The organism is Polynucleobacter sp. MWH-HuK1 (assembly GCF_018881815.1).
Taxonomy (GTDB): Bacteria; Pseudomonadota; Gammaproteobacteria; order Burkholderiales; family Burkholderiaceae; genus Polynucleobacter.
This window is the reverse complement of the sequence record NZ_JACVPP010000001.1, coordinates 824,151-844,729: the sequence shown is the minus strand read 5'-3', so window position 1 is coordinate 844,729 and position 20,579 is coordinate 824,151. Positions and strand designations below refer to the sequence as shown.

General features: G+C 41.3%; 28 protein-coding genes. 8 read left to right on the top strand and 20 right to left on the bottom strand.

Going from position 1 to position 20,579, the window contains the following annotated elements; genetic code table 11:
• Nucleotides 1–27 precede the first annotated feature (27 nt).
• The 7 genes from ICE93_RS04390 to ICE93_RS04360 all read right to left on the bottom strand — a co-directional run bounded on the left by ICE93_RS04390 (nt 28) and on the right by ICE93_RS04360 (nt 5,859).
• Complete coding sequence (locus ICE93_RS04390; RefSeq protein WP_216185930.1) at nt 28–2,022, bottom strand: hypothetical protein; 1,995 nt, start codon at nt 2,020–2,022, stop codon at nt 28–30.
• Between the two features lie 43 nt (nt 2,023–2,065).
• On the bottom strand, nt 2,066–2,473 hold the full coding sequence (locus tag ICE93_RS04385) for a chemotaxis protein CheW (RefSeq protein WP_216185928.1): 408 nt from the start codon (nt 2,471–2,473) through the stop codon (nt 2,066–2,068).
• The gene (locus tag ICE93_RS04380) at nt 2,470–3,447 is read right to left on the bottom strand and encodes a PDZ domain-containing protein (protein ID WP_216185926.1); all 978 of its coding nucleotides are present in this window, start codon (nt 3,445–3,447) and stop codon (nt 2,470–2,472) included. Before ICE93_RS04380 ends, ICE93_RS04385 begins: the two co-directional genes overlap by 4 nt.
• A 57-nt stretch (nt 3,448–3,504) precedes the next feature.
• The gene (locus ICE93_RS04375) at nt 3,505–4,314 is read right to left on the bottom strand and encodes a hypothetical protein (RefSeq protein ID WP_216185924.1); all 810 of its coding nucleotides are present in this window, start codon (nt 4,312–4,314) and stop codon (nt 3,505–3,507) included.
• A gap of 44 nt (nt 4,315–4,358) precedes the next feature.
• Entirely contained in the window at nt 4,359–5,117 is a 759-nt protein-coding gene (locus tag ICE93_RS04370) for a hypothetical protein (RefSeq protein WP_216185922.1), read from the bottom strand.
• Nucleotides 5,118–5,126: 9 nt separating this feature from the next.
• Nucleotides 5,127–5,576 carry a surface-adhesin E family protein gene (locus tag ICE93_RS04365; protein WP_216185920.1) on the bottom strand — a complete coding sequence of 150 codons (450 nt, stop codon included), beginning with the start codon at nt 5,574–5,576 and terminating at the stop codon, nt 5,127–5,129.
• 100 nt (nt 5,577–5,676) lie between these two features.
• Nucleotides 5,677–5,859, bottom strand: a complete 183-nt coding sequence (locus tag ICE93_RS04360; RefSeq protein WP_216185918.1) for a hypothetical protein — start codon at nt 5,857–5,859, stop codon at nt 5,677–5,679.
• Between the two features lie 296 nt (nt 5,860–6,155).
• Here ICE93_RS04360 and rpoN point away from each other — a divergent pair, with 296 nt between their 5' ends.
• Nucleotides 6,156–7,544: an RNA polymerase factor sigma-54 gene (gene rpoN, locus ICE93_RS04355; protein ID WP_216185916.1), complete on the top strand. Its 1,389-nt coding sequence runs from the start codon at nt 6,156–6,158 to the stop codon at nt 7,542–7,544.
• A gap of 19 nt (nt 7,545–7,563) precedes the next feature.
• On the opposite strand, the gene ICE93_RS04350 is transcribed toward rpoN, so the two are convergent.
• The 3 genes from ICE93_RS04350 to ICE93_RS04340 are packed head-to-tail and all read right to left on the bottom strand — an operon-like array spanning nt 7,564 to nt 9,311.
• A complete protein-coding gene (locus ICE93_RS04350; protein ID WP_216185914.1) occupies nt 7,564–8,271 on the bottom strand; it encodes a GGDEF domain-containing protein in 708 nt (235 codons plus the stop codon).
• Complete coding sequence (locus ICE93_RS04345; RefSeq protein ID WP_216185912.1) at nt 8,272–8,766, bottom strand: hypothetical protein; 495 nt, start codon at nt 8,764–8,766, stop codon at nt 8,272–8,274.
• Nucleotides 8,766–9,311, bottom strand: coding sequence for a hypothetical protein (locus tag ICE93_RS04340; RefSeq protein ID WP_216185910.1), 546 nt, complete (start codon nt 9,309–9,311; stop codon nt 8,766–8,768). Before ICE93_RS04340 ends, ICE93_RS04345 begins: the two co-directional genes overlap by 1 nt.
• Before the next feature lie 244 nt (nt 9,312–9,555).
• Between ICE93_RS04340 and ICE93_RS04335 the strand changes: the two genes are divergently transcribed.
• Nucleotides 9,556–9,828 carry a hypothetical protein gene (locus ICE93_RS04335; RefSeq protein WP_216185907.1) on the top strand — a complete coding sequence of 91 codons (273 nt, stop codon included), beginning with the start codon at nt 9,556–9,558 and terminating at the stop codon, nt 9,826–9,828.
• 22 nt (nt 9,829–9,850) lie between these two features.
• Here the strand turns inward: ICE93_RS04335 and ICE93_RS04330 are convergent, their stop codons facing one another.
• The 3 genes from ICE93_RS04330 to ICE93_RS04320 all read right to left on the bottom strand — a co-directional run bounded on the left by ICE93_RS04330 (nt 9,851) and on the right by ICE93_RS04320 (nt 11,789).
• Nucleotides 9,851–10,174 carry a hypothetical protein gene (locus ICE93_RS04330; protein WP_216185905.1) on the bottom strand — a complete coding sequence of 108 codons (324 nt, stop codon included), beginning with the start codon at nt 10,172–10,174 and terminating at the stop codon, nt 9,851–9,853.
• A gap of 136 nt (nt 10,175–10,310) precedes the next feature.
• The gene (locus ICE93_RS04325) at nt 10,311–10,784 is read right to left on the bottom strand and encodes a polymer-forming cytoskeletal protein (protein ID WP_216185903.1); all 474 of its coding nucleotides are present in this window, start codon (nt 10,782–10,784) and stop codon (nt 10,311–10,313) included.
• Between the two features lie 30 nt (nt 10,785–10,814).
• Nucleotides 10,815–11,789: a RodZ family helix-turn-helix domain-containing protein gene (locus tag ICE93_RS04320; protein WP_216185901.1), complete on the bottom strand. Its 975-nt coding sequence runs from the start codon at nt 11,787–11,789 to the stop codon at nt 10,815–10,817.
• 246 nt (nt 11,790–12,035) lie between these two features.
• Here ICE93_RS04320 and ICE93_RS04315 point away from each other — a divergent pair, with 246 nt between their 5' ends.
• Nucleotides 12,036–12,368, top strand: a complete 333-nt coding sequence (locus tag ICE93_RS04315; RefSeq protein ID WP_216185899.1) for a hypothetical protein — start codon at nt 12,036–12,038, stop codon at nt 12,366–12,368.
• Nucleotides 12,369–12,458: 90 nt separating this feature from the next.
• Nucleotides 12,459–12,854, top strand: coding sequence for a polymer-forming cytoskeletal protein (locus ICE93_RS04310; RefSeq protein ID WP_216185897.1), 396 nt, complete (start codon nt 12,459–12,461; stop codon nt 12,852–12,854).
• Between the two features lie 30 nt (nt 12,855–12,884).
• On the opposite strand, the gene ICE93_RS04305 is transcribed toward ICE93_RS04310, so the two are convergent.
• The 4 genes from ICE93_RS04305 to ICE93_RS04290 all read right to left on the bottom strand — a co-directional run bounded on the left by ICE93_RS04305 (nt 12,885) and on the right by ICE93_RS04290 (nt 16,307).
• Nucleotides 12,885–13,775: a hypothetical protein gene (locus ICE93_RS04305; protein WP_216185895.1), complete on the bottom strand. Its 891-nt coding sequence runs from the start codon at nt 13,773–13,775 to the stop codon at nt 12,885–12,887.
• Between the two features lie 43 nt (nt 13,776–13,818).
• Nucleotides 13,819–14,271, bottom strand: coding sequence for a polymer-forming cytoskeletal protein (locus ICE93_RS04300; RefSeq protein WP_216185893.1), 453 nt, complete (start codon nt 14,269–14,271; stop codon nt 13,819–13,821).
• Between the two features lie 568 nt (nt 14,272–14,839).
• Nucleotides 14,840–15,280, bottom strand: a complete 441-nt coding sequence (locus ICE93_RS04295; protein ID WP_216185891.1) for a hypothetical protein — start codon at nt 15,278–15,280, stop codon at nt 14,840–14,842.
• A 169-nt stretch (nt 15,281–15,449) separates the two neighbouring features.
• A complete protein-coding gene (locus ICE93_RS04290; protein ID WP_216185889.1) occupies nt 15,450–16,307 on the bottom strand; it encodes a hypothetical protein in 858 nt (285 codons plus the stop codon).
• Nucleotides 16,308–16,501: 194 nt separating this feature from the next.
• On the opposite strand from ICE93_RS04290, the gene ICE93_RS04285 reads away from it, so the two are divergent.
• Entirely contained in the window at nt 16,502–17,233 is a 732-nt protein-coding gene (locus tag ICE93_RS04285; RefSeq protein WP_216185887.1) for a hypothetical protein, read from the top strand.
• Here the strand turns inward: ICE93_RS04285 and ICE93_RS04280 are convergent.
• The 3 genes from ICE93_RS04280 to ICE93_RS04270 form a co-directional block, all read right to left on the bottom strand.
• Nucleotides 17,230–17,577 (bottom strand): hypothetical protein, encoded by a 348-nt coding sequence (locus ICE93_RS04280; RefSeq protein ID WP_216185885.1) that lies wholly within the window; start codon nt 17,575–17,577, stop codon nt 17,230–17,232. The two genes, ICE93_RS04285 and ICE93_RS04280, sit on opposite strands and share 4 nt — an antisense overlap.
• Before the next feature lie 31 nt (nt 17,578–17,608).
• A complete protein-coding gene (locus ICE93_RS04275; protein WP_216185883.1) occupies nt 17,609–18,175 on the bottom strand; it encodes a site-specific integrase in 567 nt (188 codons plus the stop codon).
• Between the two features lie 442 nt (nt 18,176–18,617).
• Nucleotides 18,618–19,076 (bottom strand): hypothetical protein, encoded by a 459-nt coding sequence (locus ICE93_RS04270; RefSeq protein ID WP_216185881.1) that lies wholly within the window; start codon nt 19,074–19,076, stop codon nt 18,618–18,620.
• Between the two features lie 407 nt (nt 19,077–19,483).
• Between ICE93_RS04270 and ICE93_RS04265 the strand changes: the two genes are divergently transcribed.
• From ICE93_RS04265 to ICE93_RS04255, 3 genes are all read left to right on the top strand, one after another.
• Complete coding sequence (locus ICE93_RS04265; protein WP_216185879.1) at nt 19,484–19,936, top strand: DUF6641 family protein; 453 nt, start codon at nt 19,484–19,486, stop codon at nt 19,934–19,936.
• A gap of 67 nt (nt 19,937–20,003) precedes the next feature.
• Nucleotides 20,004–20,150 (top strand): hypothetical protein, encoded by a 147-nt coding sequence (locus tag ICE93_RS04260; RefSeq protein ID WP_015421762.1) that lies wholly within the window; start codon nt 20,004–20,006, stop codon nt 20,148–20,150.
• A 174-nt stretch (nt 20,151–20,324) separates the two neighbouring features.
• The gene (locus ICE93_RS04255) at nt 20,325–20,471 is read left to right on the top strand and encodes a hypothetical protein (protein ID WP_015421764.1); all 147 of its coding nucleotides are present in this window, start codon (nt 20,325–20,327) and stop codon (nt 20,469–20,471) included.
• Nucleotides 20,472–20,579 lie beyond the last annotated feature (108 nt).

The following is a 20,579-nucleotide window of genomic DNA, read 5'->3' as shown; positions in this document are numbered from 1 at the left end:
GTTAGATCAGGTACTCTTTCAACTCAATCAAGCTTTAATTTCGCGCTTAAGGGCAATAAAAGCTTGGCTCAGCCCGTCAAATTCGCCTTGCCACAAATCAAGGTCTCGCATAACTTGCTTGACATCCATATTTAAAAGCTCGACAACTTCTGGAGAAATTTGCTGGGTAGCAGCCTGAGCATCGCCGACTTGGTCAAGCGCCTGCGCCAATGAAGAACGCATTTTTGATACGGTTGACTCAATCCGCTCAACCAAGAGGTTTAATTGCTCAGTCTCTAGCGCCAATTGCTTACTAGAGTGATTATCCAAAATGGCTAAATACAATCGAACACCCTGTTGCTTAAGTGAATAAAACGCATCCTGCAATTGATCCAAAGGGCCGCCACGATTAACGCCAACACCGGCGTCAAGAGATTCAGAAGATCCAAGACGCATTTGGGAACCTCTATCCTGCAGGGTGCTCACTGAGTGACGCAGCTTAACCCCCACTTGACCAAGAACTTTCATGCGGGCTTCGATGCCCACAACTTTCTCTCTTAAGCCCTGACTAAATTCAGTAATGACATTAACTACCGTTTTTAACTCTTTCTTGCCAGAATTGACAAGCTCATCTTGATCATCATTGGCATTGGGGTTAGAGGGGGTGAATAACTGAGGTTCTGATTTTTCTTGAGGTTCCTTAACAGTACTCGACTCAGATTTACTTAAATTCAAATCGATAGAACCCAAAACGCCATCTGCTGCTGCAGCCATCTTAATAATGCGCTGATCTTGAATTGAACTATGTCGGCTATTTTTGAACCACATTCCCCCGCCCAGCCCTACGCCAAATAAGCTGATGACGCTAAGCAAAGACAATCCTAAAAATCCGCCAGCCGTACTAAAGTTAAATAAGCTTAAGCCCTTGGAATTCTTTAAAGCGACAACGCGCAGGGCCTCATGATCTGAGGCAAAGTCACGCACGATCTGAATATTATTAATATACAACTTTAGCGCCGCAGCACTTTCCTGAGGCAACTTTGTATGCCATGGACTTTGATGAACTTTAGGCATCGCTTGAGTAAGACTTAGCGTTGACTTCCCAGAAGTTTTTTTACCTGCCTCAATCTCAATTAATACTTTTTGATCTATTACAGTACCAAGTGCTTTTTGTAATGTAATAGATGCGGAAGCGCTCGTGATATTTTTTTGCCACGCAGTATTTGCTTTTGCAAATTCAGCCAAGCTCTCGGCATATTTTCTCGCAGGAGAGTCTAGAGCGATTTTATCTATGTCCAGAGGGCCTTTTGCCGAGATTAGCAACTCTGCCGATTTGGCCAGAATATCGAGTCCAGCCAAACTTTTCTCTTGCGCTAATACGATTGCAATCGACTGCTCAGCTGTTTTAGCCCCGAGCAAAATGTCTTGAATGTCATCGGCTTTTACCGACTTTTGTTGAGAGGTCTGCGCATTCGCAGCAGGATCGTCGTTCACAGATTCAGCATACCTATCTGGTTTGCCAAATAAGATATTCATAATCTTGGAATCTAACTTTTGAAAAAAAGCTAACGCTGGATTATCTGATAGCGGTACAGTTCCAGAGGCCTCTTCAGATGATGCTTTGCTTGAGCTCTGAAGCTTGCCATTACTCGACATTGATGTTGTCTTTTGGACTGCCGAGGAAGGTGGAGTGGAATTGGGTGTAGCGTTAGCGCTGGCAATATCAACCAACGGAGCCTTCACGTCATCCGTCATTGATCTCAACAAACGATCTGCCTTCTTTAGATTGTTGAAAAATTCTGAATCTAATGTGTGAGTACCCGAAACTTGTTGCTGCAGATCTTTAAGCGCAGGAATGAGGCGTAAAACTTCAATTTGCTCGATGTCAATCGCTTGCAAATATCGACCATCACCCAACCAGCTACGCGCCGTTAGAAACGCCCCAACACTTGAGAGTATTGCAATCGAAAAAGAAATGAAAGCTAACCACTGCCAGAGCTTGGTCGAGTGCTGAAAGACGTGATTCTTATAAATTTTGCGCATAATGATTGTCTAACTATAAGGTCTAGCCGCTAGTACGGCAACTTTATAAAACCTCTACCAAATAAAAATCGGAATCGTTGTATTGAAGAAATGGTGACTCGAGAGCTACAGCACAATGAAATGGCCCGACAATATTGTTAACCCTAAAACCAAGACCTTTACCGGGACCATCTTTTAGTACAACAATCCAGGGGGCATGATCACGTTTTAGCACTTGTTGCCAGGGTACGGCACTTTCAATCCCGCGACCCGCTTTTAACAACTGAAAATGATTGCGCAAATAAACCGGTTCACCATCATGAACCACAACGCCACTGATCTTCAACTCTTTGATGGATTGCTCCGGCTCAGGGTGAAGAAAAACAGTATGCACTTGAGATGCAGGTAAAGCATAGCGCTCGTTATTGATTCGCAAACCCAGCCAATAATCTTGGCTCTCTAGGGAGTTCATGATTTTTTCCCGGCCGCTCGGCGTTGATACCAAAACAAAGTCAAGGCAATCAAAAAAATAATCAAACTACATACAAAACCAACAATCGCATCACCCATACCAGTTAAATAGAAAGCATTTTTGTTTTCTATTTTTCTTCTTTGGGAAAAGTAGCTATCAATTGCTTCAAGCACTTTTTTATGCTGCCAATTTAATACGTCTTTTGTCTGAATCTTAGCTGAAGATGGGCCCGCCGAATCAACAATGCCCTTAGCAATTAAGTTGAGGCGTTTGGCATTTTGCATAAGATTATTTGCCGCCTCAGTTCGCCAATCAACCGAGATTGCTGGAAGCATTTCACGGCGATACTGATCGGCCATGCGCTTACTATCACGCTCAGTTAGATAAATTACCTCAGGCGGAACAGCGAACTTGATACCACCATTACTTTCCGTGATAGGACCCTTAGCAGAATTTTTAAGCACCACTGATACAGTACCCTGCTTACCCCGAAGTAGCTTGAGGCCAATCTCTTGAGAAAGCTTTTCATTTAAAGCTTGATAGTACCCCATGACCGATTCAATCTTATTGGAGCCAACATAGAGAACAAGATCGCCGGACTTTACACCTGCTATGTCCGCAGGTGATCCAGGCTCAATTGACTCCACGGTTGGTAGGGTTACCGTCAGTACAGGACCCGAGCGCTTATTTTCAAACTCCGCAAAATACTGAAATGCACGATTCACTGCATCATCCAAATTGACTGCTACGATCGCATCATCAGCCAACTTTGGAATATCGCTTGGTTTTAATCGACGAGTATTTAAAGTGGAGTTATTTAGACGAAAATCGATTGCCTGATAGCTTACATACTCCTCAATATTGGGCATAACAACTTTTAGGCTTTTCAAATCAGAAGATGAGCTTGATAACTCACCCGCCGCAGTCAATAAAGTGGCCAAAGAAAAGATGAACAAAAGGCTTGAAAAAGCCAAAAACCAAAAGTAAATACCTTTTTGAGTGCGGGGAAGGTTAATTTTTAGCACGTTACTTTACTTTTTCTTTGCTGCTATATCGGCTTTAGCACTAGCCAACTTATTACCACCATGACTCAAAATGAATCGCTGCTTCAATAGTTCGACCTCACGATGCTCGGCCATCAATTGAACTTCTGTTTTGCGCTTATCCATGAGCAAACGACAGCTAGCAATATCATCAACCCACTCGCCTGATTTCATTTCTATGATTGCTGACTCCAGGATGTCTCTGCCATTTGCCTCATTGGCCTTAATGCGCACAACGAACAAACGAACATCGTCTACATCACGTAAAGTGAGCTCAACAAAGTACGTCCTAGCAAATCGATGGTTAATTGCAGTGAGCTTATAGGGATAGTTATGCAAAGTGAAGTAAATTTGAGTGCCATCATCCAATGGCATCGGCTCCACCTTTAATTCGGAAATTCCAGCCTGAGCATGCCATTCAAGATCGGTTTGCTGGGCCTCTAAACTTTTTTTCGGGAATGCACGTGTTTCAAAGTAAATTTGATACAGCGTTTCGGGTAAATGTCTCTCTTTTGCTAAATTTTTTAAAACTTCAGCGGTGGATGTAATTCTGAGTCGCTCAGCCATTAAATCCAACTTCATGTTGGCTATTTTTTGATTAATTACCTCTTCGAGTTGATGAGTTTTTTGCAAGCTGGCCACTACGACAGGCTCAACAGGCTTAGCCTGTTGACCTTTAACCTCATCTACAACTTTTCCATAAAAATCCCGAATAAAAAAATAAATCAAAGTAATGAGCATGAGAAAACTCACAACAATGATTAATTTTCCAGTGGTAAATGAGGCAAAAAAATTCATATTGAATTTATATCCTTAAGCCTGACAATACTTTATATAAGGCTTTACTCATGCCAAGAAGCTCCTAAATACCAACGATTTAAGCGACCCTGAACGCGAGCATTCTCAATTGCACTACGAGTACTCTCAAATTCTTTGAGCACTAATTTTTTTGGCTCGTACAACTCACATCCTGCACGAATACGGTCAATGTCCGCGCCTGGGCGAACATTTTTAATTACCAAGTCAATTGTTGTAGATCGTGACCTGAGACGCTCGAAATAGCCTGAATGCCAATAGCGACCGACCTCCACCTCAGTAGCCCCCAAACGAATATCGAGCAATATCCCATGATCAGAAATATCAATTACCTTGGTAAGCAATTCTTGCCCTGCACCTAGACAGAGAACAAAACTCAAGTCCTCATCCGCAGGTCCTGGAGTTCTGAACTCCTTACGACGCTGAATCAGTATCAAGTCTAATGGCAGTGGACAAACTAAATTAAGATCCTCGTTCAACCTTAGGTTTGCAGCCAAAAATTGCATCTTGCCACTTTCGCCACAAAGAACCAGAATTCGCTGTCCACCAATGAAACTTGTAAAGCCTCCTTCGGGCTTAATTTCTGGCTTCATTACTATTAGCCCCTGGCGAATTTCCACAAGACTAACAGGCAGTGCTGGCCCGTTTCCATCAATTGGATAGAGTCCAGCCAATGGCTTTCTACTCAATTCGCGCTCGATAGTTTTTGCAATTGCACGAGGCTCTACATGAAATTTCGGCTCAATGTTTTTGAGCCCTTCAGGGGGGAAAATATTAAATCTCATAGTATTGAATTAGGAGCTGCAAACTTGGGTGTAGATGATAGCTAATGGGGTACCCTCTGGAACGGGGTCGTCGTTTAACTCAAAACCGGTCTCAGTCTGCAAGCTAGGCCTTCCCTTGGCATTTGGCTCCGCATAATTAACAACCGCTAAAGTTGAGTAGGTATTACGCACGCAGTTAAATAAAATGTTTCGACGAATCGATTGAATTCGCTCCGGGGTCGAGTCTGGCTGTTGTTTGCGGTTAGTAATGGTCCACACCTTCTTCCAATCCGGAGGCAAGGCTTTGATGGAGCTCTTGAAGTAGGAGATGCTGACTTGGCGACCATCTAAAACCGTCACCAAATCATCATTTAATTGAGCAAAGGCAAATCCGCTACCCAAAGTAGCAAAAAGGATAAAAAAAGAGGTTTTTTGAAAAAGGGAGCAACCCATGCATGGAACCCACATTAAATGGGTCATTATACGGATTTCCTAAATTCCAGCCCCCTAGAATAGCTTCAAAAACACAAAATTCCAGCCAGAAAGTCTGCTGACATACTACCGCCAGCGCAAATCTGACCTAAGGGTTAACTTGGGTTGATTCTTCCTTTGTGAGCGCTGTGTTTTTGCCGTCAATTACATTTTTTACCCAATATCGCGCAGCAGCAATATTGGTTGTATAAAAAGCAATTTTATTGCGTCTCTCTATTGTGTAAAAGCGCTCACCACGAATACGATGCTCGGTAATTACAGGATTTTCCATAATATGAAATTCCTCTTTTTCTGTGACAGGGAAACTATAAACGGCTAATTTGCCAAAAGCGATTAACTTGAGATAGGAGATGCGCTGCCTCAAACTGATAAAAATTCATAACTATTTGATTTAAATAAATATTTTTAAAAAATATGGTCTACCCCACCTCAGGCAAAAAACCTAATTGTTGATTTTAGCCCTAGGGGCTCGACTGATGCCCTCTATTTCAAAAATAGACAATTAAACTAAGCTTATGAAATTTATGCTTTTTCTCTCCCAAACCATCCTCTATCGTTAAACACTAAATGGCCATTTCACTCAATACTCGAATTAGCCAGACAGTCAGCCTCACGCCACAACTACAGCAGTCAATCAAGCTTTTGCAACTTTCCAATTCTGAGCTAGAACAAGAGTTAGCCAAAGAGGCCGAGGAAAACCCTCTACTCGAATTTGAGCCAAACCCTGAAATTGAATCAAATATCTCCCAAACCAGCGAGCGCCTTGAGATCAATCAAAGCCCTTGGACATCAAATCATCGCATTTCTCAAGAAGATGATGAGGATTGGGGTGAGCAATATGAGCGCATCGCACATAAACAAACTTTACTAGAATACCTAGAGGAGCAAATCCACCTCTTAAACATTGGGGCAGAAGAGCAATCGATAGTTGCCTATCTCGCAGGATGCCTTGATGATCGCGGATACTTACCTGAAGACCTGCAAACCATATATGCTGATATAGAGACACAATTATCAACCGCAGATTCATTTGAGCGTCTTGAGAAAGCCCTCACAAAACTGCAATCACTTGATCCGCCAGGTGTTGGAGCCCGTAATCTTGCCGAATGTCTTTCACTCCAAATCAACCGCATTCTTGAAAACGTAGATACCGATCGAGAATCCTGGGAGCTAGCCAAGGAGATTGCCAGCTCTCACCTTAGTAAAGTTGGAACAAAAGATTGGCAAAAAATTAAACAGGCAAGCGGCAAGACCGAGGTTGCAGTTCTCAAAGCGGTAAATCTCATTCGCACTCTACAACATAATCCAGGGTCACAATTTGAACGTGAAAACGACCAATGGATTCTTCCGGATGTCGTCGTCAAACTCAAAAATAAGCGCTGGACTGCAGAGTCCAATCCCAATGCAAAACCTCGACTCTCATTAAACAGTGAATATGCCAAGATCTTAAAAGAGCATGGTCAGAAAAAAATTGACGGTGCTCTCAAGCAAAAGATGATAGAAGCTAGCTGGTTAGTCAAAAACATTACTCAACGTGAAGAAACTATATTAAGAGTTGCGCAATCAATTGTCTCAAGGCAACAGCAATTTTTTTCTATCGGCGCAATTGGCATGAGGCCACTAGTTCTTAGAGAAATCGCTGAAGAGCTAGAAATGCATGAATCCACCATTTCCCGGGTAACCACGCAGAAATATTTAGCCTGCCCACTCGGAATTTTTGAGTTCAAGTATTTTTTTAGCAGTCAAGTGAGCTCTGAAAACGGAAGCGGCATCTCGTCCACAGCAATACAAGCATTAATCAAAAAAATTGTTGGGGAGGAGTCTCCAAATAAACCCATCTCCGATACCCAAATAGCTCAACTATTAGGCGAACAAGGCTATAGCATCGCTCGACGAACTATAGCTAAATATCGCGATATTCTTCGCATTCCACCGGTACACCTGCGCAAGCAATAAGCCTCTGAATCACTATTTATTAGACAGCAGCAAACTGAATGCGATTTTGACCTGCCTGCTTAGCCAGGTACATAGCCGCATCGGCTGATTCAATAAGAGCAAGCGCATCTTGAAGTTGATGAACATTCGTAGGCCCGACAACTGAAACTCCAATGCTTGCGCCCAAGAAAAGGGTAAGGGGATCATCAACACTGAGCCTCAATGGGCTTGAAATCGCATTGAGCAATCGATTTGCCAAACTCAAAACCAAATCTTGATGACTAATATCTTGCAAAACTACGATAAATTCATCGCCACCCCAACGACACAATAAGTCTCCAGAACGGATTGAATTTTTCAAGCTTCCGCCGACCAGTCTTAATGCTTGATCGCCAATAAGATGCCCATGTTGGTCATTAATTTCCTTAAAACCATCTAAGTCAATAAAACATAGCGCCACATAATTACCACGAAGGCGAACATCAACCAAAGCTTTATTTAGACACTCTAGCAAACTCGATCTCAGCAAAAGGCCGGTTAACTCATCATGCGCAAGAGAAAATGAAGAGGGTTCATCGTAAATGAGTTCATTAAAAACATGTCTTTGAAGCTGAGATAAATGCGGATTCGTCTGAATCAATTCAATAAGATCCTGATGCTTAGCTTCTTGAGCTAGCTTTTGCATTTGCTGAAATAAAGATAAGAATTGCTCGATCGCGCGAGATAGCCCAGCCTGGTGATCCATCATTTAATTACAGATGATGGATTTGACGCTCGACTCAATCGTGTCTGGATTGATAGACATGACACTAGATTTACTCTTGTTAAAAAATACTTCACCTAACGCTTTCGTTTTGGGATCAAAGTACATATATGAGGCGCGATAAAAGAAAAAATGGTTTTCTTTGCAATCCTGGGCGCCACTTAGGCTAAAAAGATTAAACAACTTGCCATTTGGCGCCAATTGGTCTTCATTAAAATGGGCTGAAACTGTGTACCAAACATAAGGCTCCTCTGCCTTACCCCACCCTGACAATAAATACAGAGTAGATTGGGAATTTTTACGGAGAACAATATCCTTGTCATTGCCAGCCTTAGATCCCCCTTTAGCAACAACCGCTTTTGCAGGGCTTGCTTCGTGATGGTCCGACTTTGCTTGTGCACTCAGAATAAAAAAAACATTCAATAGAACAAAAAGGCGAAACACATAAGAAAATAACGAAGCTTTGAATAAGGCATTCATCACTTGCCCCCCTCAATGACGATATTGGGATGCCACTTCATAAAAGCTGGTGGAATCAATTTTCCATCTTCGACTCCGTAATAAACAATCCTGCCATTTTGACTAATTGCCGCAAAATATTGACTGGTTTCCGGATCAATAACAAACGCTGCCTCAAGTTCGTTACATGCTTGTTTTTTGCATCCGGATCCTAAAATTTGCTTGCCTACATAAACCATTTGAGCACTATCTTCCATTGCCTCTTGGAATACCTTGTAGTCAGCTGATAGCAAATAGGTAAAAATAAAATTGCGATTTCCATCCATAAGATACTCATAGGATGGGGCACCAATCATGAGTGGAACATAAGAAGATTGATCTTTGATGAGATCATCGTACTTGGCTTTCTGTTGACGTTGAACGGCCAATTGCTGTGCCCGATTACCCTCCAAGGAATAATAAGCCCATACCTTGAATCCAATATAGATCAAGACCAATAAAACTAACAAAATGGCGAAGCCCCGCAAAATTAATTTTGCTAAGACTTTAACTTTAGCCGCTATCATCAACCCTTGATATCCATTCTTTTTAACAATCCAGCACAATCATTAGCTATGCTCAATTAGTGCTTAGATTCATTTAATGACACTATAAAGCAATTATCAATACACCCCAACTCAATTGAAAAATTAGGCTAATAACGTAAATTTCATGGAAGACTTATGAAATTTGCAATAATCAAGTATCACTAATAAAACTTAAAATTGGCGCTATTTAAATGTACAGAGCCAATTCCGATTTGGAGCGTTCATGGGAAATCTAGACGATGCAATTAAAGAGTTAAAGGAGATTAATGCTCGCTTAACTGAAATTAGCACCGCGATTCAAGGCAGGGATAAAAAATCGGATGAGAGCCTAAATACCATCAGAAAAGATCTTTGGAATATCAAGAATATCGTTGTTGATGAAAATATTCAAAATAAGATTGTTCAAAAAGGGGTAGAGCGAGCTTTGGCTAAGGCGGCAATTTACGTAGTAGTGTCATCATTGATGCTCTATATTATTGGGAAGTTTCTCCTTTAGAGGATCTTGTTGCCACGACCAATTACTTCACTGGCTCAATTTTTTGAATCTCGACAGAATATTGAACAGCGTCGACAAATTTATTAAGCCAGTTTTTTTCAACCAAATCATTTACTACGACATAGATAAGGTCGTAGTTACCCTCCGTAGTGACTAGAGTAGCGGCACAAGATCGGCGAGATTCGCTATGAGAGAGCTCTCGAATGCGATCAAACGCTTGCGTTCGAGCATTTTGAATAAGAGTCTCATTACTCCTAATGTTTTTATTTAATAGGATCTGAACAGACTCATCTTGACATTTTGGAAGATCTCGATAGTAATAAACATTGACTAGCGCACCAACCACTATTAACAGAATTAAACCCGCCAAAAAAAAGGGGGGAATTCTCCTGCGAAGAGAATCCTCCTCTAAGGACTCCTTTAGATGGTGCATCTGGCTTTCTGGTATTTGAGCCATCTCAATAAGCCCTAACTACTTACCTTTAAGCGCTCTCAGATTTTGTCAGCGGCACAACGTTGTTATTCAAATCCTCAAAATCTGATGTACTAGAAGTGATTTTTAGTGAGTCTGGTAGCAAGCACTTCAGATTGCCATTTACCTTAGCGTCAGGGTGAACGTTAATTTGGGAATAGGTAATGTCGCCACAAACTACAGCGCCTGGATAGACCTCAACCCTCCCTTTTGCAAGGACCGACCCATTAATGCGCCCGATAATAATTGCATGGGCACTGTGAATATCGCCCTCTAAAAACCCGGTCTTACCTATCACTGCGGTATACCCATTTTCTGCTTCAGGACCATTCTCATCTTGATGAATATCACCCACAAGATGTCCTGATAACAGCATATTGCCTCTGTGCGTAAAATTTCCAGCTACTTTTGAGCCTGCACCTATGGTTGTTAAATACGTTAACTGCGAATCAGCCATTGGGCCTTTTTTTGAAAATTCAAACATGTTAACTCCTCCTTATCGAGTGAATCTTATTCACTGCATGGCAACTTCAACCAACTTCATTTCCTTCACGCCGACATTAGGCGGCCTGACTCTCCATCCTTGATAAAACATTTCGACATTATCCAAATCCTGAGCAACTACTACAAAAGGAGGGGCACCCTTAAATGAATGCGCCGTATTGGACTCCAGATCTACCGAAACTTGCTTGCCATGGCTATCAGTCACACATACCACTTGCTTCACTAAAGTCTTAATATTGACAACATCACCTAACTTGGATGGATTGGGAGACTTATAAACAACCAACTGCTCAGCGCGAACTGATGGGCATTGATTCTGAGAAGATGCCGCCACCGAGGTATCGGCCGAAGACTCTGTTTTTTCTAAAACCTTCTCACCCCCCTGAGTCTGCTGCTCACCTTGCGCAACAAGCCCCCCTGGGGGATCGGGTAATTCTAATTTTTTTTGGCTGTTTTGCCCCAGAAAATCAATCACCTGGTCGGAAATATGAAACCGGCTTTCAAAACCATAGAACGCAACACCTCCCAAAAGCATAACTAGCGGAATACTCATCCACCTAGATCGTTGCGTATGAGAACTTAAATGTGGAAGTGAAGTTCCAGCATGAGTACTTTCATAGATGAGGTCATCCACCTGCTCACCTTCATTTGCAACTGATTTAGCTGCATTTACCAGAACCAATCTTTCATCTGCCTGTAGTTTGGCATTTTCCGCAACTACAGAACCTTGATCCTCCCCAACAACCGCAGGGAATTCCTGCAAATAGTGCTCAAGAGGCAAACCCAAATAAGAGCCAACCTTTTTTGCGACAGAGACCTTTAATTGGAAATTGTAGAAAGATGAAATACCACCCTCTTCCAACTCAACAATCATTTTGGTGGAGAGGCAACATTTAGACGCCAGTTCAGCGCGCTCCATCCCCTGCTTTTCTCGAGCATCTTTTAATGCAAGTCCATTAATTTCAGGAGATCGAGCCTGGGACATAAGTTAAGTGTATTGTGAAAAACTGTGAGGTAGCACAGAATTGGATTGGTCTCTTTTAGTGATAAAAGTTTTTACTTCGATATTAGCACCAATAGGGCCCAAACCCACAAAAATACTGGACTAAACTTTACAAAACAAATAAAAACGTCCAAAATTGCACTCGGCGCCCAACAGATTGGACCAACCATAAACCCCAATACCTCTAATTAAATGCAATTAATTTGGATTTCGGGCTCGACCTCGACAATGAAACAAATCAAAATCACGGGGAGATCCGTGATTAAGCTCGCTATTTTGTCGTTCAGTGTATTTATTGTGATTGGTATAGGAATTCATTTTCTGGGTTTTCGAGTGGCAATTCGCTTTAGCCCGGAAATGACCAAAGAAATGGGCGGGGTTATCACCCGCAAAGAATTTGATGAGATTGAAGCAATGTACCGCGAAAAGCTACAAATTCTCGAGCGTCAACTGCCAGCAATAGAATCAAAGATTGCTACGCTTAGCGTTCTAAAAAATCAATTCTCCGAATTAGCAACCCCCACACCAATTAAATCCAAACCTCAAAACAACGAAAATTAATGCACTTTTTTGGTGCATTAATTTTATATTCTTTAAAAATTCAGCAATGCGATATGATCTAACCACATCTATTAAATCAGGAAAATAATTATGGATAACAATCCGAAAGGGTCTCTTTTTGTTGGCGAGGGTGTAGTAGTTAAAGGCACATTTGAGGTTCCCGAAATGGCAGTTGTTGCCGGATTAGTTGAGGGTGAATTGAACACCAAAGAGGTTTTGGTAGACGCCACTGGAATCGTGAATGGCAGAATTAATGCGGAAGTCGTTGAAATACGTGGAGAAGTAACCCAGGGCTTGCATGTCACCGATCACCTCAACATCAAGTCCAGCGCAAAAATTACTGGCCTCACTCAATATGCTGAAATGAGTGTAGAGAAAGGCGCAAAACTGAGCGGAGAGTTGCGAGTGATTGAGTCCAGTCACCCATCCCCTTACTCATCAAGCGCTTCATACAGCTCAAGCGTCACACCAACAGAAGACGAGTAAATCACTTTAGAAATTTGAGAAGCGCAGTATCTAGCGCCTCTCAAAAATGGGCTCTCCACTCACATTAAGCATAGAAAGCATCTGAAAATATGCTGGGGGGCTCAAGTTGTATTCCGAGTTTTCAAATGCAGCAATCTGTGTTTTATCAATTGCCTTAAAAATTTCCGAATCAAAATGGATGCCCCTGCTTGTGTTCTCAAGCTCATAGCTGTCTTGATTCAATTTTTGCACAGCTTTAAATACGTCTGCTCTGCCATTTTCAATCCTTACAATCCAAACATCTGAGAACCCAGTGGAATCGCGAAACAGCGTCCACCTACCCCAAGTTACATCCTCATTTTGAATATAGGAGTCTTGCTCCAAAACCTTAAGTACGCTACCACTGTACTTGAAGCTCGAGCTGAGAGCCTCATTCAAGCCATCTAAGAAAAAATGGATTTTTGTTGCATCATCAAAACGAACTGGATTTAATTGCGCAATTTGGTGCTCATATTGGTATAGATTTCTCATCAACCTATCTACACGACCCTCTGGATTACTCGGGAATGGAGCACCCTTCATGGCAACCTCTTGAGCCAAAGCCTTAGTCAAAGATTCTTCAGCTTGAGATTTAACCACTCCAAATAAAGTTAGCGATTCAGGACTTGTGCCAAATTTTTTATTCCAATACTTCTCAAGCTCTAAACATGCTTCGGACAACTGCGACCTCAGCATATCATCTTTGGGGTACTTTCCAACTTGTGCATATAAGTTGTCAACCTGGCGAATCTCTCTTCCATCAGGACCTGTTATTTTTGAATGCCAGAAACTTTGAAAATCTTGAAATTGATGCCTCAAACTATAAAACCGAAAAACTGCTGCATCAAAATTTGCCTGCTCCATATATTGCGGCGCATTTGATCCTAAATTAAATAAAGCCATAAATTTTATTTGCTCTTAGAAAGAAAGGGTTGCTTTAAAGGATCTATCGACTTTTAATCTTAGCCCAGTTTGCCTGAAAAACCGCCGCAGACGAGTCAACCACACCTTCTGGTTCTTCCCCATTTCTGGAAATCATTAAACCGTTTAACTTGGCCCCATGCTCTATACCCAGCTGACCATAGGTAATATCGCCGCGAACCTCTGCACCCTCATGCAATTCAACTCGCTCGGTTGCATAAATATTCCCCTCAACCCTGCCAGCAACTAAAACCCGGAACGCGTAGATGTCGCCCTGCACAAGCCCTGTTCGTCCTAATGCAATACTGACGTTTTTTCCCTGACGTGCCTCGATATTCCCAATTACACTGCCGTCGATTCGGAGACTTTCATTTGCAACCAATCTTCCATGAACCTCTGTTGCTGGTCCAACAATCGTCTCAAAAGACTCCATGGTAGGCTGCAAAAATTTAATAGATTGAGATTTCTTAAAAAGCATACTGGTACCTTCTTAAGTCATTGGGTGATTGAGGTGGACTTTGGCTTCATTTTTACTTTCATACGGACAGCCAAGTGGAGCTCAATTCTAGCCTCGTTTTCCGCCATATATGAAAATATTTGTGAGTAAGCACTCACTTTTATATATTCTAAATCCGCATTGGCTTGCTAAATAACTGAAGTAGTTACAAAAACCAACCTTGCCGCAATATTAAGCAAACTTCTTTTAGCGCCTCTTATAGACATAGGGGTCATTGCGAAATGAAACAAACTTGATAAATTTAGGCAAAATATTTATGTGCATAAGCAGCGAAGCAAACCCACTCCATTTCTGATGAGGGTTTGCTTATCTGGTGGGCCCACCAGGACTTGAACCTGGGACCAAAGGATTATGAGAGCAGAGGACCAAATTGGCCGTTGTAAATACAAGGGTCTAGCGTTGGTTGACCTCGGTGTGTAAGAAAGTGTGTAAGCAATTAAGCAGCAACCGATACTTCTGATGCTGGAAAACTGTAAAAAAGCCAGCATGAAGCTGGCTTAAAGTGAGATTAAATAGTGGACTGGAATGACTAAGCCGCTTGCTTATGTCTAAGTTTGGGTAAAGCAACTTTTTTTAAATAATCCTCAGAGTAAACACGATTGATGCAGCCTGGATATATAGGTCCAATTTTCGAATCTATTGGTGCAACAAAGGTATCGTTTCCAGCATTCCCGTAATAAGAGGGCATACCCCCAATAATTACAACACGTGTTACCTCAACCCAAAATTTTTCTATTGGAAGACCGATCTTGTTCCAGTTGGCAGATATTTGAATAAAGGACCCAACTCCAATATTTTTAATTTCACTTAAATCTACCTGGGAATAAGAGTCTGGATAGTGAATACTTAAATAATCGTTATCTTGAATGCCAAAAGAAATTAATTTCCCCTTAACTTGAACTGTTGATTCGTATGCAAGATCATTATCTAGATAACTTTTTGCTTGAAATTTTTTATAAAACTTAAACATTTTTAAATCTCCTTAATGGTGAACTATCACAGCGATAATTCATAAATCAATGATATAAAAAGTAGATTTTTTTGAATCTAAATAAGCGTTTCAAATCGGTTTTGTTAATCGTCAAACCCAAAAGAAAATGCCACCCGAAGGTGGCACCGTTACTGCAAGTAACACTTGATTAAGTAGCTAGCGCCAATTGTGGCACTGCCAGTTGTTGGGCCACTTGTTTTTTCGACCGACGCTCTTGCTCCGCCCTATCACGCTCTTCTTGCATTTTTAACTGATAAGCAGGGGATATGATCTCTTTAGCGCGAGCAATTTGCTGTTTATCCACCTCTGAATATGAGCCCTTAGAGCCTAAGTCTATAAACACACGACTAAGAATTTGTTTTTCAAAATCTATATCCATTGGCACAACACCAACCACCTTATACCCACCAAGAACCCCCATGCAAATTGGATAAAAGAACGTGCTCACCCCCATAGAATCATGCACCTGACTAGACCACTCGTGCGGAATGCTAAATTCAGTGATTGGCGTAGCTGCTTTTTCATCCAATAAAGCCTTTATAAACTTGAGCTCATGCTCACTCTTAGCTTTTTTCTTTCTTACAGATTCTAAATTGGTATTGCTTGCACGAATACGATCAATGCCGCCATTCTGACGAATGAATTCTTCCAACTCATTAGCCATTACGTCTTGCCTATAAGCCATATCAAGCACTCTGGCATAAACGTGGGCATTTTTACGATTTGTGCGCACCACATACTTCACAATAATCGTGAGATCAGAGGTATTTTTTTGAACTTTGATGTTGTGCTTGGCTGATAAAGTACTGCGCATTTTGGCAAATATTTCTAACTTATAGTCAGATTCCAGAACCTGATCGCTATATCGCATTAAATCAGCCAATAGCCCATATAAAACATCATTGGCTTTCATAATGTAGTTGTCGTAAAAATCAGCTTGCTGCTGTGCCAATAAATCCCCTTCTGATAACACTTGCTCTACTAATAACTTTCCATTCTTTTTCATCCTATTTCTCCATAGTTATGCGAGTTATTTCGCTATATAAGTCTATGAAAATAGAGAGTCTTTTCGGATGAATAATCAATTTATGTCAGTATTGTTAATACTTTTTTAAGGGGTAAACGCCAATCAATATAGATAAGAATTGTGCTTATACTTTTCATATCTACTTTTAGCGCGTTATTTCAATATAGGTTTATATGTCAGATGAAAAATTGGGGCTCTACAAAGAGATTCCTGGCGGACTTCACAAAGATCGCTCCACAGCCGATGACTGGCGCAAAGCAAAAGATACGCTGTATTACGAGTGGTGGCGCTGCCTCAATGCGAGCAATGAATACCTAGAATGCCGTGCAAAAGGCGGCAAAAACCATCCCTTAACCGATACATATGCGCTATTCGGGGATGTAAATGTCTCGTGGGCGCAATGGTGGGTAAATATTGGAAAGCACATTTTTAGCGAGAGACGCCAATATCCCAAAGTTCGCGCAATTGACCAAGATGAAGCTTTGAGTAAGTTGGAAGTCGAATCAAAAGATTTTTTAATTCTCGACATTCCTCTGAATTTACGCCGAGTAACCATACTTGAGCATATCAACAAGCTCCTGGATGAACATCATAATGGCAAAAATTTAGATGTCAGAGCACAAAGTACTGCGCTAGTGCAGCTAGAAACTACCAAGTTGCAACATAAAACAATCCCAATCTTGGTGGATGTAGCTGAGATTCTCTATCGCAATCCTGATATCCAGCTTTATCAACTAGCCCAAAGAGCCAAGTTAGCCGAGCATCACTTAGGAAGAGCAGTTAGCGAGGCCTTGAGTGCCGACGAAGAAAAGCAAAGACGCCAAATGGCTGCAACTAGATATAAACAACAGGCGCAAAGATTGGTTTACAACGCGGCGAGACTGAAGTTCCCATCGATTGATTAGACATTCTTTTCAAATTTAATTATCCATTTTAAAAATGGATAAGGATTAATTTCATTCAGATCGCTATCTGGGTAACCAATTTCATCCAATACGTCCTCATCCAAATCTATCAATAGAAAACTTCCCCCGCAAAACTCTCCAAAATTAAGCGAATAATCACTAAATTCCAGGAATAGAGATCCAGTAGTTGTATGTGTATTATTTAAATTAATAACGCCGTTAGACTTTAATTCCTCATAAGCTTTATCCAGCTGCTTTGATAATTTATCAACATCATTTGCGCTATTCACAATGAATTCAATAGGCTCATGGTTTTGGAGATCGTCAATTACTAAGGTTGCCATGGGTACGTCCCTTTAATATATTCAATTCCCACTAGATTAACTCAACTGCATTACGCATAAGATCGGGGTTTACATCAATATATTTCTGGGTAACTGCTATTGACTTATGTCCCGCCAATCCAGCCAACACCCTTACTGAAATGCCTTTGTTTGCCAACGTAGTAATGAAGGTTCTACGCCCGCTATGACTTGAAGCTCCGGCAATACCTGCACTGCGGTATGCCCAAAAGAACCATTGGCATAAAGAATTTGCCGAGAATCCCAGTCTTTTTGCAGTATGAAAGAATGGCACATCCGGAAATTTTGCATAACGAGTAGCCAAATAAATCGCCAGTTCATCTTGTAATTTCTTTGGTAAAAACACCGTTCTTGGCTGGCCACCTTTAGTCTGCGCGGCACTTAAACGTACTTCATTACGAATACTGCCATCTTCATTTACTACGTCCCGATTTTTTAAACTGGCTATTTCGGCAACACGAAGCCCTGAATAACAGCTGATCAATATCAACGCCCTATCGCGTTCTGGATACTTCTTGGTTGCAACATATCCTAATACCTTATCTAGCTCTTCTGGGGTCAATGTCTTTGCTTGTGCCATTTGTTTTTCCTTTGCATTTAATAAAAAGCATGTATGTAGTGTGTTTTCTTTTGTGGGAAAGGTCGACCTCTATTTGCCATAAGGTACTTTTGAATTCTTGTGATTTGTCATCTTTGTACTAGGTTCCCAGTAAAACCATGGGTTTCCAAGATCTTCCAAGAATCAACGACTTGCATCATTCACAAAAGAAAAGCATTTTTTTCTTATGTGCACACTACGCTTAATATTTAGCTGTTTTGTGTGAGATCTAGACAACAAATTGACTAAGAATTTGAGGCGCTTATATGCAAATACTGTGGGTTTTAGACACACCGCTAAAAACACCTCAAATTCACGCTGTATTGCGTTTATGCAATCTCAGCTACTTGGGGCTAAGAATGCAAAAAGCCCGCGTTAAGCGGGCTTTTTTGAGGGGTTTATTAACAATCTTATGTATTGGCTATTACTGCCAAACTGTTAAATCCACATTAGTAGCAATAAACACAGGAAGCTTGGGCCCTGCATTTTTGCAGTGGCGCACTGGCAAGTCCCAACTCCCTTTTGTCCCCCGTTGCTCATCGCCAATACGCAAATGCATTTCCCCGCTATCTGGCAAATACGCACAGAATCCCGGCACCGTTTGTTTAATCTTTGCATCTCTATCCCAATGCAATATCCATGACATCAAGATATTCGGCGCTTTAGGTAGGTCTGTATTAATTAGCTCATTAACAATATCTATTTGCTCTTGTATCTGAGCGCGGCCCTCCCAATGTATGTAGCTATAAAAATCGACTAAATACTTTTGCATAGGGTTATGTAGTTCGATTGAGCCGTTATAAGCAGCGCGATTAAACACCATATTTCCATAGCTTCCTGAAAATTTTTCATTAATAAACATTCTGACTGCAATTTCTCTCATTTTTATCTCCTTTTAGATGAGTGATGTTGCAAGTCGCTTGGTTGATTAGTTTCTTAGTTGGTTGCTAGTAGAAGAGATCTCAAAAGATCGTTACTTGGTGATTAGTTGCTTCTCTCAATAGAGAGAGGTGCTTTTGTGTTGCTAGTCAGAGTTATTCATTTGCCACTAAGTGACTTACTTAACTCCATTAGCTACTACTTACTCAGCTAGTAACGCTTTTTCTCTACCTCGGTAACCCACTCTGTCGCAACCGAGCAACTCACAAAAATATTTATCCCTTGATAAGAAAGACCGCATTTTTTCTGTCCAAAATGCTCTGAATTCCACAGAACACCAAATAGAGGTCGCCCTCAACCCAAGATCAACCATATATTGCGCATGTCCCCCACCTTTATAAGGAGAACACAATGAGCGCACCAAATTTGCTAAGCAATCTGCAATTTATAGATACCGTAAGACCAAGATCTATGCCAGCAGTACAGCAAAGAAGAAACAAACTTAGCAACCAACTATGGCAACAGATCCAGCTAGCCAAAAGCCAAATAGAACATACCCACTTTGTCGTGAAACGCAGGGTTACTGTTAAAGACGTAGAAGGTAACTATAAGAGCATTGAACGTCCAAAACGCATTAAAACCTGGTGGTTTATGTCTAGTGACGGCTCTTTATGTCTATCAGTTTTTTACGGAAGCAAACGTATTGAGATTGTTCCTGGCAAAACCTTTATTTCAGTAAAGAATATAGCCGAATTAGTAAAAACACTGGAACTACTAAAGTCTGAGACTGAAGCTGGGAGCTTGGATCGGGCTATTGAAAATGCCAGTGGCGCACAGAAATTGAACTTTAATAAAAAAAGTTAGCGATATAAGCGTTACTTGAAGTAACGCTTGATTTATTGCAGGTTGATAAGAAAAGCTAAATATTGATATGAAAAGATATAAGGCAACAGTAAATGCAAGCGGACTATGGGTTGAGACGATTCTCTTTGCTCAAAATCAAGCCCAAGCCTATGCACTCTTCAAGGCAATCTTTGGTTCAAGTAACGTGCCGCATCAACCATTACAGATTGGGTAACTATGAGATTTGATGAAATAGCCCCAATCAAACCATTAAGCCCCGAGCAAGCTAGACTTAAATCAATGAAGGATCGTGTTAAGCGAGATCAAGAGGCTATAAAAGCGGAGCGAGCCAGGCAGAAGATCAAAGCTGGGCAAGCAGAACTTATGCAAATAGAGAGCGCAGTACAAAATGAATAATGCCTATACCGCCTGGATGACTGCAGGCACTTATGGGAACTTTAATGGTGCGCTATCAACGGCACTACGCAAAAAGAAAGCTGGCGCTATTGCAGTACAGATTCAAGATGTCAATAAAGCTGTGGTGTACAGCTCTTAGAACAAACTTATTTCTCCAACTTTGGCTCAACTAAATTCGCATCTGCAGGGTCAGAACCCACATCAATTACAAAGGTTGTTCCTCGTATGCCGATTACAGCAGTTGGCG

Coding starts and splice junctions, on each gene's coding strand:
- ICE93_RS04390 (WP_216185930.1), bottom strand. CDS start 2,022: ATGCGCAAAATTTATAAGAATCACGTCTTTCAGCACTCGACCAAGCTC.
- ICE93_RS04385 (WP_216185928.1), bottom strand. CDS start 2,473: ATGAACTCCCTAGAGAGCCAAGATTATTGGCTGGGTTTGCGAATCAAT.
- ICE93_RS04375 (WP_216185924.1), bottom strand. CDS start 4,314: ATGAATTTTTTTGCCTCATTTACCACTGGAAAATTAATCATTGTTGTG.
- ICE93_RS04370 (WP_216185922.1), bottom strand. CDS start 5,117: ATGAGATTTAATATTTTCCCCCCTGAAGGGCTCAAAAACATTGAGCCG.
- ICE93_RS04365 (WP_216185920.1), bottom strand. CDS start 5,576: ATGACCCATTTAATGTGGGTTCCATGCATGGGTTGCTCCCTTTTTCAA.
- ICE93_RS04360 (WP_216185918.1), bottom strand. CDS start 5,859: ATGGAAAATCCTGTAATTACCGAGCATCGTATTCGTGGTGAGCGCTTT.
- rpoN (WP_216185916.1), top strand. CDS start 6,156: ATGGCCATTTCACTCAATACTCGAATTAGCCAGACAGTCAGCCTCACG.
- ICE93_RS04350 (WP_216185914.1), bottom strand. CDS start 8,271: ATGATGGATCACCAGGCTGGGCTATCTCGCGCGATCGAGCAATTCTTA.
- ICE93_RS04345 (WP_216185912.1), bottom strand. CDS start 8,766: ATGAATGCCTTATTCAAAGCTTCGTTATTTTCTTATGTGTTTCGCCTT.
- ICE93_RS04340 (WP_216185910.1), bottom strand. CDS start 9,311: ATGATAGCGGCTAAAGTTAAAGTCTTAGCAAAATTAATTTTGCGGGGC.
- ICE93_RS04335 (WP_216185907.1), top strand. CDS start 9,556: ATGGGAAATCTAGACGATGCAATTAAAGAGTTAAAGGAGATTAATGCT.
- ICE93_RS04325 (WP_216185903.1), bottom strand. CDS start 10,784: ATGTTTGAATTTTCAAAAAAAGGCCCAATGGCTGATTCGCAGTTAACG.
- ICE93_RS04320 (WP_216185901.1), bottom strand. CDS start 11,789: ATGTCCCAGGCTCGATCTCCTGAAATTAATGGACTTGCATTAAAAGAT.
- ICE93_RS04315 (WP_216185899.1), top strand. CDS start 12,036: ATGAAACAAATCAAAATCACGGGGAGATCCGTGATTAAGCTCGCTATT.
- ICE93_RS04310 (WP_216185897.1), top strand. CDS start 12,459: ATGGATAACAATCCGAAAGGGTCTCTTTTTGTTGGCGAGGGTGTAGTA.
- ICE93_RS04305 (WP_216185895.1), bottom strand. CDS start 13,775: ATGGCTTTATTTAATTTAGGATCAAATGCGCCGCAATATATGGAGCAG.
- ICE93_RS04300 (WP_216185893.1), bottom strand. CDS start 14,271: ATGCTTTTTAAGAAATCTCAATCTATTAAATTTTTGCAGCCTACCATG.
- ICE93_RS04295 (WP_216185891.1), bottom strand. CDS start 15,280: ATGTTTAAGTTTTATAAAAAATTTCAAGCAAAAAGTTATCTAGATAAT.
- ICE93_RS04290 (WP_216185889.1), bottom strand. CDS start 16,307: ATGAAAAAGAATGGAAAGTTATTAGTAGAGCAAGTGTTATCAGAAGGG.
- ICE93_RS04285 (WP_216185887.1), top strand. CDS start 16,502: ATGTCAGATGAAAAATTGGGGCTCTACAAAGAGATTCCTGGCGGACTT.
- ICE93_RS04280 (WP_216185885.1), bottom strand. CDS start 17,577: ATGGCAACCTTAGTAATTGACGATCTCCAAAACCATGAGCCTATTGAA.
- ICE93_RS04275 (WP_216185883.1), bottom strand. CDS start 18,175: ATGGCACAAGCAAAGACATTGACCCCAGAAGAGCTAGATAAGGTATTA.
- ICE93_RS04270 (WP_216185881.1), bottom strand. CDS start 19,076: ATGAGAGAAATTGCAGTCAGAATGTTTATTAATGAAAAATTTTCAGGA.
- ICE93_RS04265 (WP_216185879.1), top strand. CDS start 19,484: ATGAGCGCACCAAATTTGCTAAGCAATCTGCAATTTATAGATACCGTA.
- ICE93_RS04260 (WP_015421762.1), top strand. CDS start 20,004: ATGAAAAGATATAAGGCAACAGTAAATGCAAGCGGACTATGGGTTGAG.
- ICE93_RS04255 (WP_015421764.1), top strand. CDS start 20,325: ATGAATAATGCCTATACCGCCTGGATGACTGCAGGCACTTATGGGAAC.